Here is a 12,404-nt window from a genome sequence, read left to right as displayed (position 1 = left end):
CTACTGCTGGTAGGACTCGACCTCGTTGACCGGCCGCGGCCGCGCTTCGTCCGGGTTCACCGCGAACTCGGCCCGCGCCCGGCGCTGGCGCAGCAGGTCCCAGCACTGGTCGAGCCGCTGCTCCAGCTCACCGAGGCGGCCCTGTTCGGCGGCGGTGAGCCCGCTGCCGGTGGCCCGCGCGCGCAGCTCGTGCTCTTCGGCGATCAGCTCGTCGATCCGGCTGAGAATTTCCCGGTCGGCCATCGTCAGCTCCTCCATGGGGTTCGTCCGGCACGACGGTACGCCGATCAAGCGGGGAATGTGCACGGCCACTCGTTCGTTGAACGCGCTATGAGCACTGTCGAATTGACCACCGAGAACTTCGACGAGGTCGTGTCCGGCAACGAGTTCGTCCTGATCGACTTCTGGGCGAGCTGGTGCGGGCCCTGCCGCCAGTTCGCGCCGGTCTACGAGAAGGTGTCCGAGAACCACGAGGACATCGTGTTCGCCTCGGTGAACACCGAAGAGCAGACCCAGCTCGCCGCCGCGTTCGAGGTGCGTTCGATCCCGACCCTGGCGGTCATCCGGGACCAGACCCTCGTCTACGCGAACCCGGGCGCGCTGCCGGAGTCGACCCTGGAGGACCTCATCTCCCAGGCCCGCGCCCTGGACATGGAAGAGGTCAAGGCCAAAGCCGCCGCCGCGGAGTAGCAACTGTTCTTGAGGGGCCGGTCGAGCACGACCGGCCCCTCAAGTTGTGCGCCGAGGTGACGTGGCGTCCTAGAGGAGGCCCTCGAGGAGTTCGCCCACACCGCCAAGGAGGCCGTCCACCGAGCCGGAGCCGCTTCCGCCGAGAAGACCCCCGACCAGGCCCTGGGTGGTAGTGGTAGCTGTCGTGGTCGCGCCGGCGACCGGCGAGAACGCGACGATAGCGGCCACGGCGACCGCCGCCGCGAAGGCGGACTTTTTCGCAATACGCACGATGAACCCGGCTTTCTTCGGAAGATGCACCGGAGATCGGTACAAAACGATCTTTCAGCGACCAGCCCGGCGGTGTCGATTCCCTGACGGTGTGAACACCCGCCCCGTCAGTGTGGCTCCAGTAGGCAGCCGGCGGAGAGCAGGAGTGAGCGGGTCAGGTTGATCTCGGCGAGGAAGCGTTCATCGTGGCTGACCACGACGAACGCGCCCTGGTAGGCGTTCAGCGCGTTCTCCAGCTGGGCGACGCTGACCAGGTCGAGATTGTTCGTCGGCTCGTCCAGGAGCAGCAGCTGGGGCGCCGGTTCCGCGCACAGCACGCAGGCCAGGGTGGCGCGCAGCCGCTCGCCGCCGGAGAGCACCCCGGCCGGCAGGTGGATGCGGGAGCCCCGGAACAGGAAGCGCGCGAGCAGGTTCATCCGCTGCGCCGGCGGCATCCCTGGCGCGAACGCGGCCAGGTTCTCCGCCACCGTGCGGTCGAGGTCCAGCAGGTCGAGGCGCTGGGACAGGTAGGCGACCCGGCCGTCGGCCCGCCTGGTCTCGCCGCCGGACGGCTCAAGCTCGCCGTTGATCACGCGCAGCAGGGTCGACTTGCCGGAGCCGTTGGGGCCGGTCAGCGCGATCCGTTCCGGCCCGCGAATCTCCAGGTCGGCGCCCTCCCCGGCGAACAACTCCCGCTCGCCGTAACGGACCTGCATCCCCTTGCCGATGAACACCGTGCGCCCGGCGGGGACGTTGGTGCCCGGCAGCTCGAGCGCGATCTTCTGCTCGTCGCGCAGCGCCCGGCTCGCCTCGTCGAGCCTGGCCTTGGCGTCACCGACCCGCGCGGCGTGCGTCTCGTTGGCCTTGCCCGCCGACTCCTGCGCGTTCCGCTTCATCGTCCCGGCGAAGATCTTCGGCAGACCGGCGTTCTTGAGGTTGCGGGACGCGTTGCTGGCCCGGCGCGCGGCGCGCTCGCGAGCCTGCTGCATCTCCCGCTTCTCCCTTTTGACCTCCTGCTCGGCGTTACGCACGTTCTTCTCGGCGACCTCCCGCGCGGCCCGCACCGCCGCCTGGTACTCGGTGAAAGTCCCGCCGTAGAACCGCACTTCGCCCCGGTCCAGTTCGGCGATGCGGTCCATCCGGTCGAGCAGCTCCCGGTCGTGGCTGACCAGCAGCAGACAGCCGGTCCAGTCGTCGAGCACGCTGTAGAGCTTGCGGCGCGCGTCGAGATCGAGGTTGTTGGTCGGTTCGTCGAGCAGCAGCACGTCTGGCCGCTTCAGCAGCTGCGCCGCCAGGCCGAGCGAGACGACCTGGCCGCCGCTGAGGGTGGGCAACCGCCGGGTGAGCGAGACGTCCCCGAGGCCGAGCCGGTCGAGCTGGGCGCGGGTGCGTTCCTCGATGTCCCAGTCGTTGCCGATCGTGGTGAAGTGCTCCTCGCTCGCGTCGCCGGACTCGATGGCGCCCAGCGCTTCGAGCACCGACGCGATGCCGAGCACTTCGGCGACGGTCAGCTCCCCGGCGAAAGGCAGGCTCTGCGGGAGATAGCCCAGCATTCCCTTGACGGACACGGTCCCGCCGCTGGGCCGGAGCTCGCCGGCGATCAGCTTGAGCAGGGTGCTCTTGCCGGCGCCGTTCGGTGCGACGAGGCCGGTGCGGCCGCCGCCCACGGTGCAGGTCAGATCCTGGAAAACGGGGGTGTCGTCGGGCCAGGAGAAGGAAAGGTCGGAGCAGATGACGAACGCGTCGGACATGGAAGAGCCCTCGAAGGGTGAGGCGGGCGTACCGGGGCCGCCCAGCGGCGAACAGGATTCAGGGAACGACTGAAGGGCCACGGCGACCGCGCTTTCCGCGCGTCTGCCGGTGGCCGCTCACTTCCGGGGTCACCCGGAGATGTCGTCGTCGCCTATCACTGTTCTTCCTTCCCGATCACTCCATTCCACCGTAGCAGGCGGCTTTAAGCGATAGCCTTCCTCGGGGCGACAGGGGGCGGGCGGATGAGATCACGCAGGCAAGTGGCGCTTTTTGTGCTGGCGGTGACGCTGACCTTGGGGGTGCCGATGCTCGTGGTGGCCCTCCAGAACGAGCCCCAGGCCGATCTGACCCGCCCCATCGAACGAGTGGAAGCCCAACAGCTGCTCCAGCAGACCGTCGAAATGGCGCAGGCGGGCCGGTTTTCCGAGCTGTGCGAGGCCGTCTCCCCCGGCACCGGCAACTGCGCGTTCCTGCTGGACGGCGCCCAGCGAAGCCACCAGACCCCGGGCACGATCGCGCCGGTGATCATCGGCAGCTCCTACCACGACCACCCGACGTCCACGCCGACGCTGGTGCTGCACCTGCGGGGCGTCTGGGACGACGGGCGCGCTTACCTCAGCGACTTCGCCGTCATCCGCACCCCGCCGGACCGCCTCACCAGCCTGACCCCGATCTACTGGTCCGGCGTCAAGTTCAGCGCTTAGCCCCTGGCCGCATGCAGCGAAGGCCACCTTCGCTGCGTTGAACGCAGGCAAGGTGGCCTTCGCTGCACTCACCCAGGAGCGCGGGGCGGGGCTAGGAGCGGGTGGCGAGGGCGCGGAGGAAGAAGGCCAGGTTGGCCGGGCGCTCGGCGAGGCGGCGCATGAAGTAGCCGTACCACTCATCGCCGTAGGGCACGTAGACGCGCATGGTGTGGCCGTCGGCGGCGATGCGGCGCTGTTCGTCCGGGCGGATGCCGTAGAGCATCTGGAACTCGTGGTCGGCAGGCGACCGGCCCAGCTGACCGACCAGGTGCTCGGCGATCGCGACCATCCGCGGGTCGTGCGAAGCGACCATCGGGTAGCCGGAGCCGCTCATCAGCACCCGCAGGCAGCGCACATAGGACTTGTCCACTTCGGACTTCTCTTGGAACGCAACCGAAGCGGGCTCCGCGTAGGCGCCCTTGCACAGCCGAACCCGTGAGCCTGGACCGGAAAGCTCGGCGCAGTCCGTCTCGGTTCGCCGCAGGTACGCCTGCAGAACCGCGCCCGCCCAAGGGAAATCCGCCCGCAGCTCGCGGAGGATGCCGAGGGTGGAGTCCGTGGTGGTGTGGTCCTCCATGTCCAGGGTGACGGTCGCGCCGACGGCAGCCGCCTCGGTGCAGATCACCCGCGCGTTCTCCAGCGCGACCCGTTCCCCGTCCGCGGGCAGGTTCTGCCCCACCGCGGAGAGCTTCACCGAGACGTCCGCGCCTTCGGCCAGCCCGCGCTCGTCGAGCGCGCGCAGCAACGTCGCGTACGCCTTGACGGTGGTCTCCGCCTGGCCGCGGTCGGTGGTGTCCTCACCGAGGTGGTCCAGGGTGACCCGGCGGCCACCGGCGGCGAGTTCCCGCGCCACCCGTACCGCGTCCGGGGTCTGCGCCCCGGCGACGAACCGGCGGACCACCGCCCTGGTCGCCGGTACCGCTTCCACGAGCGACCGCATCCGGGTGGACCTGGCGGCGGCCAGCAAAGGTGCACGCAACATGGCGAACCTCCTGCGAAAAATCAGCCCTGGTGGGGGTAGCCGACGCTGGTCGGCGGGACGAAGTTCTCCTTGATCGAGCGCGGGCTCGTCCAGCGCAGCAGGTTGAACACCGAGCCCGCCTTGTCGTTGGTGCCGGAGGCGCGGGCACCGCCGAAGGGCTGCTGCCCGACCACCGCGCCGGTCGGCTTGTCGTTGACGTAGAAGTTGCCGGCGGCGAACCGCAGCGACTCCATCGTGCGGGCCACGGCGGCGCGGTCGTTCGCGATCACCGCACCGGTCAACGCGTAGTCCGCGGTGTCGTCGACCAGCTTCAGGATCGCGTCGTACTCCGCGTCCTCGTACACGTGCACGGCCAGGATCGGGCCGAAGTACTCGGTGCGGAACACGTCGTGGCGCGGGTTGTCCGAGACGATCACGGTCGGCCGCACGAAGTAGCCGACACTGTCGTCGGCGGTGCCACCGGCGATGACCTCCAACTCGGGGTCGGCCGCCGCCCGCTGCAACACGTCCGCGTGCTTGTCGAAGGCGCGCCGGTCGATTACCGCGCCGGCGAAGTTGCTGAGGTCGGTCACGTCGCCGACGGTCAGTGCCTCGGTCTCCGCGATCAGCCCGTCGCGAAGCTGCTTCCACAGCGAGCGCGGCACGTACGCGCGAGAAGCGGCGGAGCACTTCTGGCCCTGGTACTCGAAGGCGCCGCGGACCATCGCGGTGCGCAGCACGTCCACGTCGGCGGACGGGTGCGCGACGATGAAGTCCTTGCCGCCGGTCTCGCCGACCAGCCGCGGGTAGCCGCGGTAGCGCGAGATGTTCGCGCCGACCGCGCCCCACAGGTGCTGGAAGGTCGCGGTGGAGCCGGTGAAGTGGATGCCGGCAAGGTCGCGGTGGTTGAGCGCGACGTCGGAGACGGCCTTGCCGTCACCGGGCAGCAGGTTGATCACGCCCGGCGGCATCCCGGCTTCTTCGAGCAGCCGCATGGTCAGGTGCGCGGCGAAGCTCTGCGTCGGGGACGGCTTCCACAGCACCACGTTGCCCATCAGCGCGGGCGCGGTGGGCAGATTCGCGGCGATGGCGGTGAAGTTGAACGGGGTGATCGCGTAGACGAACCCCTCCAGCGGCCGCTGCTCCATCCGGTTCCACAGGCCGGCCGAGCTGGTCGGCTGCTCGGCGATGATCCGCCGGCCGTAGTCCACGTTGAAGCGCCAGAAGTCGGCCAGCTCGCAGGCCGCGTCGATCTCGGCCTGGATGGCGGTCTTGGACTGGCCGAGCATGGTGGCCGCGTTCAGCCGCGCCCGCCACGGGCCGGTGAGCAGGTCGGCGGCGCGCAAGATGATCGCGGCGCGGTCGTCGTAGGACAGCGCGCGCCACTCCGGCGCAGCGACGCGGGCGGCTTCGATCGCGGCGGTGGCGTCCTCGCCGGTCGCGCCGCGCAGGGTGCCGAGCACCGCGCGGTGGTTGTGCGGCTGGACGACGTCGATCTTCTCGCCGCCGCCGAGCCGCTGCTCGCCGCCGATGGTGCAGGTCAGGTCGATCGGCTCGGCGCCACCCAGCTGCTTGAGCGCACCCTCGAGCTCAGCGCGTTCGGCGCTGCCCGGCGCGTAGTTCAGCACCGGCTCGTTCTTGGGGGCGGGGGTCTGGGTCACGGCGTCCACGGCGGCTCCTGACGAAGTACTCCTGCGTTGGTGGACTCACGTTAGGTCCGCTCCGGCGGCCAAGTCTTGTCCCTACGGCTAGTCTTGAGATCACCTCTTTGTCCGATCGAACAAGGTACCGATGTCCGAAACCCTGCGTCATCTGCTGAGCACCCTCGGCGACCCGCTGGTGGAGGTGCTGACCGCACCGGGCGGCCTCGGCGTGCAGGTCAGCGACGTGGTGATCCACGATCCGGAGGATCCGCCGGAGGCCAAACCGGGCGACCTGGTGCTGGTGATCGGCGCCCGCGGCCGGGCGGCGCTGCCCGCGATCAGGGCGGCCGGGCGCAGCGAAGCGACGGCCGTCGCGGTGAAGGGCGGCGCGGAGCTGGCGGACGCCGCGGCCGAGGCGGGCGTCGCGTTGCTCGCGGTGCGCACGGAGGCCCGCTGGGATCAGGTGGAGGCGCTGGCCAGGGACGTGGTCAACGCCGGGCGCGCCGGTGGCGAGGCGGAGACCGGCGAACTTCTCGGCGACCTGTTCTCCCTGGCGCAGACCGTCGCCACGGTCACCGGCGGGCTGGTCAGCATCGAGGACACCGCGGCGCGCGTGCTCGCGTACTCCCGCTCCGGCGACGAAGTGGACGAGCTGCGGCGGCTGTCGATCCTGGGCAAGCAGGGGCCGGAGCGCTATCTCGCGATGCTCCGCGACTGGGGTATCTATCAGCGGCTCCGGGCCGGTGAAGGTGTTGTGCGCGTTGAGGAACGGCCCGATCTCGGGATCAGGCGGCGGATCGCGGCCGGGATCCACGCGGGTTCGCAGCCGCTGGGCGTGATCTGGGTGCAGGAGGGGTCGGCGCCGCTCACCGAAAGCGCGGAAACCGCGCTGCTGGGCGCCAGCCGGACGCTGGCCCCGCAGCTGATCCGCCACCGCACCGAGTCCAGCGCCGGCCCGCGCTGGCGCGAGGACCTGCTGGCCCGTCTGCTGGACGGGCGGCTGGACGCCGGCTCGATGGCGGACGACATCGGCGCGGACCCGGCCAGGCCGGCGGTGGTCGCCGCGTTCGCGCTGCACCGGGAGGCCGGTACCGGACGGCAGTTGCATCGCGCGGAGCTGGTAAACCTGATCTCCGTGCACACCGCGGCCTATCGGCGCAGCGCGCTGGTGACCGAGGCCGGTGGCCGCGTTTATGTGCTGCTGCCCGACCTCACCGGAGCCGCGGAGTCCGGGATTTTAGCTCTGCTGAAGGAAATCGTCGGTGCCGCGCGGAGTCATCTGGAGCTGCCGGTGCACGCCGCGCTGGGCGGGGTGGTGCCCCGGCTGGCCGAAACGGCGTCCTCGCGCGCGGACGCGGACCGCGTGCTGGACGCGATGGCGCGCGGACGCTGGACCGGCGAAGTGGCCGCGCTGGCCGACGTCCGCGCGCACGTCCTGCTTTCCGAGATACTGGATTTCTTGGGGCAGCAGAAGAGAATCCGCGATCCCCGGCTGACCGCGCTGGCCGAGCACGACGCCGGGCACGGCGGCAGCCTGGTCCCGTCGGTGCTCGCGTACCTGGACGCTTTCGGCGACGTCCGCGCGGCGGCGTCAAAGCTGAACATCCACCCGAACACGTTGCGGTACCGCATCCGCCGCGCCGAGGAGGTCTCCGGCCTCGACCTCACCGACGCCGAACAACGCCTCTTGGCCCAGCTACAACTCCGCCTGACGTCGTGAGTGAAAAGTGTTGCTGGGGCAACACTTTTCACTCACGACCCTTGGTGAGGAGTAGGGCGGGGAGAAGGGCGAGGACGGTGGCGGCGAGGGCGACGGACGGGTAGCCGCTTTGGGCGAAGAGCTGGCCCGCGAGAAGGCTGGAGAGGACGGAGGAGCCCCAGGCGAAGGCGTCCACGATGCCCTGGAGCTGGGGCTGTTCGCGGGACAGGATGGCGCTGCCGCCGACGAAGGCCAGGTTCCAGCCGTAGCCGAGCAGGAACAGCGCGATCGGCAGTCCGGTGGAGTGCGCGGTGGGCAGGGCGGCGGCGAGCAGGCCCGCGACGACGAGGGTGGCGATGCCGAGGGCGATCGTCACCCTGCCGCCGACGCGGTCGGCGATCCGGCCGGTCAGCGGGGAAAGCGCGAACATGCCGATCATGTGCGCGCTCAGGATGAAGCCGACCACGCCGAGGCCGTGCCCGTGGTCGTGCAGTTGCGGCGGGGTCATCGTCATCACCGCGACCATCGCCACGTGCGCGCCGACCATCGCGGCCAGCGGCAGCCGCACGGAGCGATGCCGAAGCGCCGTAACGAGATCCGCTCGCTTCAGCGGCGGGCGTGGCGAAGCGGCCGTCGTGGCGCGAAGGCGCGGGAGGACGGCGGTGGCGGCAGCGGCGGCGAGGGTGACCAGTGCGGAAGCCGCGTACGGCCCGGACAGTTCGGGCAGCCCCAGCCCGGTCGCGACCGCGGCGGCGGGTGCCATCAGCGCCGGACCGGCCAGGGCGCCGACGGTACCGGCCCAGAGGATCGCGGAAAGCGCGGTTCCCTTGCGTGCGGCCGGATACAGCGCGGCGGCCACATAGCGCGAAAGCTGGGCGCCGCCGTTGCCGACGCCGAGCAGCAGCATCCCGACGAGCAGCACCGGAAGGAGGTCTGCGATCGCGCCGGCGAAGGCGACCCACGCGCCCACGGCCGCGAGGCCGTAGCCCGACAGCAGCGCGGCCCGGCTGCCGAGCCGGGAGATCAGGCTGCCGGAAGCGAGCGCACCGAGCGCGGTGCCGAGCACGCCGGCGGCGCTCGGCACGCCGCTCAGGCCGGGACTGTGCTGCCCGGCGATCAGCGTGCCCGCGGTGCTGGCCCCGACCATCGCGGTGTTCATGCAGGCGACGCCCAGGAAAAGGGCGATCATCGAACGCGTGCGCCCGGCGGTCCGGGCCTCCCCCAGCAGATTCATGATCAGTAATGCTAGGCAGGAAAAGGCAGGGACCGAAGACACGAAGAACGGCATTCGGGCACCGCGACCGGGCCAAGTCACGGAAGATGGGGGCCATGACCTTTCGTTCGGAAAGAAACCTCGATGACCTGGACTGGAAGCTGATCGACGAGTTGCAGGAGGACGGCAGGCTCTCGTTCAAGGAGCTGGGCCGCCGGGTCAACCTGTCCGCGCCCGCGGTGGCGGAACGGGTGCGCCGGCTGGAGGAGTCCGGGGTGATCACCGGCTATCACGCGCGGGTGGACGCCCGGCGCACCGGCTATCCGATCACCGCGTTCGTGCAGCTTCAGTGCACGCTGGCGACCTGCCTGCTGAAGACGAGCACCGCCGAGGACTATCCCGAGGTGGTGGAGATCCACAAGCTCAGTGGTGACCACTGCTCGATGCTCAAGCTGCGGACCGCGTCACTGGAGCATCTGGAGGGTGTGCTGGAGAGGATCGGGAAGCACGGCGAGATGCGTTCCTCGGTGGTGCTGTCCACGCACTACGACGGACGGCCGGTGGAGCCGCCCGCCGAGAACTACCTCCGCGCCACCCGGCACGACGGCTGGCAGCGCTAGCGAAGGGCGCTGAGGAACGCCCGCCACTGGAGGTTGTCGAAGGTGAGCACGCCGCCGGTGCGGTTCTTGGTGTCGCGGACATGTACCTCGGACGGAGTAGCCGCCACCTCCACGCATGCGCCATTGTTACCCGTGTAGCTACTCGTACGCCAGGCAATCCCTTCTGGCAGTAGCGAAGTCATCGCAGTCCTCTCGGTACCCATAGAGCCCGGTTGCCAAGTTGGCAATCAGCTCTCGGGATTCTCCCTCATCCAGCGCGACCTCCGCCAGTGACTTGAGGATGCGCCGATAGATGGATACCTGCGCGGGCACCTCAAGGAACTGCGCGGATAGCTCACTTTCCAGATAGACTACGGACCTGAACTCGGTGAAATCCATCAGAATAAAGGACCCCAGCGCGGCTGGATGGCTACCGATTTCCGCTGGCACCACCCGCAGCTTCAAGTAAGGCCGCACAGACATCTCCAGAAGACGATGTAACTGCGCGGACATCACGGCAGGGCCACCCACCGGGAGGCGCAGCGCGAACTCATGCACGAAGAAGGCGAACTCAGCTTTGCGTGCCTCTGTGAAGACCCTCTGCCGCTCAAGTCGAGCCGGTACGCGGCTGGCGATTTCCTCCATGGTCAGCGTTTTTGTGCCAATCATCGCCGACCTGGCGTAATCGGCAGTCTGCAACAATCCCGGCACAAGGGTGGCCTGATAGTCCCCGATGAACGCTGCCTGATGCTCGTGCGTGATGTAGGAGCGTAGTTGTTCGGGCAGGCGTTCACTGTGGGTCTCCAGCCAGACTGGCATGCTGACCTCGCGCCAGAGTTTCAGCAGGCGTTTGGTGCGTTCGCGGCTGGCGTTGCAGGTGCCGAGCAGGTAGGCCAGGTCGACTTCGCTGACCGGGCGTTTTCCGCTCAACAACCGGGAAACCTTGGCGGTGGACCAGCCGAGCCGGATAGCCAGCTGCCGGCCGTTGAGCCCGGCCTCCTCCATCACGAGGGTGACCTCTTCGCCCAGTTCGCGGGCGCGCAGGGTTGGTTCCTGATCCTTCATGTGCTCGAAGGTAAACCCGGGCACCGACCTTTATGACACGAAACACGGGCCATTCCCCGGAAAGTCGTACGCGCTGTCCCGGTGGTAATCCGGCTCAGATGAGATGAGCCTTGTGCCACAAGGCAATGCTGCGGCCGCCGATCAACCCTTCGTCCCGCAGGAAGGGCACGATCTTCTCGGCCATCCACCGGCGCGTCTGGTGGAAGTGCGGATTCGCCAGCGCGGCCGCGCGGCCCTCGGCGGGCGCGATGCCGACGCTTCGGTAGATATTCGAGTCCACCAAGGAATCCACCACCGCGAAGGACACCACCGCCGTACGCGTGCGATGCATGCGTACGCCCGCTTTACTCAGCTTCGGCATCGTACGGCTTACTTCTTCACGCGCGTATCGCACGTGCCGCGCTTCTTCGACGACGTGAATCCGGTTCACCGACCGGATCAGCGGCTGGATGTTCTCGTCGTCCATCATCGAGCGCTGGAGCCGGTCCGTGGTCTCCTCGGCGACCAGCACGCTGCCGAACATGGACGGGCCGCTGGCCACCGCCTTGAACAGCCTGGCCGCGTTGTGCACGATCCTTGGCGCGCCGTACTTCGGCACGCCGAGGCGCTCAGCGGCGCGGGCGAACATGATCGAATGGCGGGTCTCGTCGCCGATCTCGGTCAGCGCGTACTGGGCGTGCGCGCCGCGGGGGTCGAGGTCGTAGGCGTACCGCGCGAGCATCTGGATCAGGATGATCTCGAACCACAGGCCGACGCTCATGATGCTGGCGATCTCGTGCTTGGACAGCTCGATCCGCTGCTCCTCGGACAGCCCGTCCCACAGCCGGGTGCCGTAGAGCGACATCCGCTCCGGCGGCATGAAGTACTTGCCCTCGGCGAGCGGGGCTTCCCAGTCGACGTCGAGGTCCGGGTCAAAGGAGTTGCGCACCGAGGACGTGAGCAGCCGCTGAGCTGTCACGTCCGGGTCCCTGGTCTGCGCCATTGCGGACCTCCGCGATAAGGGGTACGAGCTGTACTAGCTACCCGCAGGGTACAGCTAGACTTCGGTCATGTCAGCAGCTTCGGCCGACGGACGCGCCACCCGCTGGGCGGGTCAGCACCAGCGGCGGCGCGCGGAGTTCGTCGACGCGGCGCTCGCCGCCATCGCCGAGCACGGGCCCGAGGTGTCCACCGAGCAGATCGCGGAAAAGGCCGGGGTGGCCAGAACGCGGCTGTACAAGCATTTCACCGACGCGGCCGACCTCCAGCGGGCGATCTCGCAGCGGGCGCGCGAGCTGATCACGATCGAGCTGGCGCCGGTGTGGAACCCGCAGGGCACCCCGATGCAGATGATCACCACCGCGATCGACACGCACCTGCGCTGGCTGACCGAGCACACCCCGCTCTACCGCTATCTGATCCAGAACTCCCCGGCCGAGCACGAGGAGTACACCGACATCCCGACCGCGATCGGCGAGCACCTTACCGAGCTGTTCACCGGCTACCTGCTGGCCTTCGACCTCGACCCGGCGCCGGCCGAGACCACCGCCTTCGGCATCGTCGGCTACGTGCACTCCGCGAGCACCCGCTGGCTGGACCGGCATGGCCCGTACACCCGCGACGACCTGGTCGCCCAGCTCACCGCCGTCATCTGGACGATCCTCGACCACACCCTGCGCACCGGCGGCGTCACGCTCGACCCCCACCGCCGCCTCCCGCCGCCCCACGAACTCCCCGCCCCCGGCAAATAGCCGACTATTTGCCCTATGGCGAGCGTCCCGGAAGGGCAAATAGCCGGCTATTTGCCGTGC

At 69.2% G+C, this 12,404-nt stretch carries 14 protein-coding genes; 5 read left to right on the top strand and 9 right to left on the bottom strand.

Features of this window, described 5'->3' with window-relative positions; all coding sequences use genetic code 11:
* A complete protein-coding gene (locus AMYNI_RS0130735; protein WP_026361157.1) occupies nt 1–243 on the bottom strand; it encodes a DUF2630 family protein in 243 nt (80 codons plus the stop codon).
* An 87-nt stretch (nt 244–330) separates the two neighbouring features.
* On the opposite strand from AMYNI_RS0130735, the gene trxA reads away from it, so the two are divergent.
* Nucleotides 331–690, top strand: a complete 360-nt coding sequence (gene trxA, locus AMYNI_RS0130730) for a thioredoxin (protein WP_020671935.1) — start codon at nt 331–333, stop codon at nt 688–690.
* A 69-nt stretch (nt 691–759) separates the two neighbouring features.
* Here the strand turns inward: trxA and AMYNI_RS0130725 are convergent, their stop codons facing one another.
* Entirely contained in the window at nt 760–990 is a 231-nt protein-coding gene (locus tag AMYNI_RS0130725) for a hypothetical protein (RefSeq protein ID WP_020671934.1), read from the bottom strand.
* Nucleotides 991–1,067: 77 nt separating this feature from the next.
* Nucleotides 1,068–2,690 (bottom strand): ribosomal protection-like ABC-F family protein, encoded by a 1,623-nt coding sequence (gene abc-f / locus AMYNI_RS0130720; protein WP_020671933.1) that lies wholly within the window; start codon nt 2,688–2,690, stop codon nt 1,068–1,070.
* 282 nt (nt 2,691–2,972) lie between these two features.
* Between abc-f and AMYNI_RS0130715 the strand changes: the two genes are divergently transcribed.
* Nucleotides 2,973–3,395, top strand: coding sequence for a hypothetical protein (locus AMYNI_RS0130715; RefSeq protein WP_157357517.1), 423 nt, complete (start codon nt 2,973–2,975; stop codon nt 3,393–3,395).
* 91 nt (nt 3,396–3,486) lie between these two features.
* Here the strand turns inward: AMYNI_RS0130715 and AMYNI_RS0130710 are convergent, their stop codons facing one another.
* Together AMYNI_RS0130710 and pruA are read right to left on the bottom strand one after the other, a co-directional pair.
* Entirely contained in the window at nt 3,487–4,416 is a 930-nt protein-coding gene (locus AMYNI_RS0130710; protein WP_026361155.1) for a proline dehydrogenase family protein, read from the bottom strand.
* Nucleotides 4,417–4,436: 20 nt separating this feature from the next.
* On the bottom strand, nt 4,437–6,065 hold the full coding sequence (gene pruA, locus AMYNI_RS0130705) for an L-glutamate gamma-semialdehyde dehydrogenase (RefSeq protein WP_020671930.1): 1,629 nt from the start codon (nt 6,063–6,065) through the stop codon (nt 4,437–4,439).
* Nucleotides 6,066–6,186: 121 nt separating this feature from the next.
* Here pruA and AMYNI_RS0130700 point away from each other — a divergent pair, with 121 nt between their 5' ends.
* Nucleotides 6,187–7,758, top strand: a complete 1,572-nt coding sequence (locus AMYNI_RS0130700) for a PucR family transcriptional regulator (RefSeq protein WP_020671929.1) — start codon at nt 6,187–6,189, stop codon at nt 7,756–7,758.
* Between the two features lie 28 nt (nt 7,759–7,786).
* Here AMYNI_RS0130700 and AMYNI_RS0130695 read toward each other — a convergent pair whose 3' ends face one another.
* Nucleotides 7,787–8,971: an MFS transporter gene (locus tag AMYNI_RS0130695; RefSeq protein WP_020671928.1), complete on the bottom strand. Its 1,185-nt coding sequence runs from the start codon at nt 8,969–8,971 to the stop codon at nt 7,787–7,789.
* Nucleotides 8,972–9,066: 95 nt separating this feature from the next.
* Between AMYNI_RS0130695 and AMYNI_RS0130690 the strand changes: the two genes are divergently transcribed.
* Nucleotides 9,067–9,570: an Lrp/AsnC family transcriptional regulator gene (locus tag AMYNI_RS0130690; protein WP_020671927.1), complete on the top strand. Its 504-nt coding sequence runs from the start codon at nt 9,067–9,069 to the stop codon at nt 9,568–9,570.
* On the opposite strand, the gene AMYNI_RS50690 is transcribed toward AMYNI_RS0130690, so the two are convergent.
* The 3 genes from AMYNI_RS50690 to AMYNI_RS0130675 all read right to left on the bottom strand — a co-directional run bounded on the left by AMYNI_RS50690 (nt 9,567) and on the right by AMYNI_RS0130675 (nt 11,596).
* The gene (locus AMYNI_RS50690; RefSeq protein WP_020671926.1) at nt 9,567–9,683 is read right to left on the bottom strand and encodes a DUF397 domain-containing protein; all 117 of its coding nucleotides are present in this window, start codon (nt 9,681–9,683) and stop codon (nt 9,567–9,569) included. The genes AMYNI_RS0130690 and AMYNI_RS50690 overlap by 4 nt on opposite strands.
* A gap of 25 nt (nt 9,684–9,708) precedes the next feature.
* Nucleotides 9,709–10,614 (bottom strand): helix-turn-helix domain-containing protein, encoded by a 906-nt coding sequence (locus AMYNI_RS45655; protein ID WP_157357516.1) that lies wholly within the window; start codon nt 10,612–10,614, stop codon nt 9,709–9,711.
* Nucleotides 10,615–10,708: 94 nt separating this feature from the next.
* Nucleotides 10,709–11,596: an AurF N-oxygenase family protein gene (locus AMYNI_RS0130675; RefSeq protein ID WP_020671924.1), complete on the bottom strand. Its 888-nt coding sequence runs from the start codon at nt 11,594–11,596 to the stop codon at nt 10,709–10,711.
* A gap of 67 nt (nt 11,597–11,663) precedes the next feature.
* Here AMYNI_RS0130675 and AMYNI_RS0130670 point away from each other — a divergent pair, with 67 nt between their 5' ends.
* Nucleotides 11,664–12,344, top strand: a complete 681-nt coding sequence (locus AMYNI_RS0130670; protein WP_020671923.1) for a TetR/AcrR family transcriptional regulator — start codon at nt 11,664–11,666, stop codon at nt 12,342–12,344.
* Nucleotides 12,345–12,404: the final 60 nt, after the last annotated feature.

It is taken from the genome of Amycolatopsis nigrescens CSC17Ta-90 (assembly GCF_000384315.1).
In the GTDB taxonomy this organism is placed as follows: Bacteria; Actinomycetota; Actinomycetes; order Mycobacteriales; family Pseudonocardiaceae; genus Amycolatopsis; species Amycolatopsis nigrescens.
The sequence above is the reverse complement of the archived record's forward strand: the minus strand, read 5'-3'. Positions and strand labels throughout refer to the sequence as shown.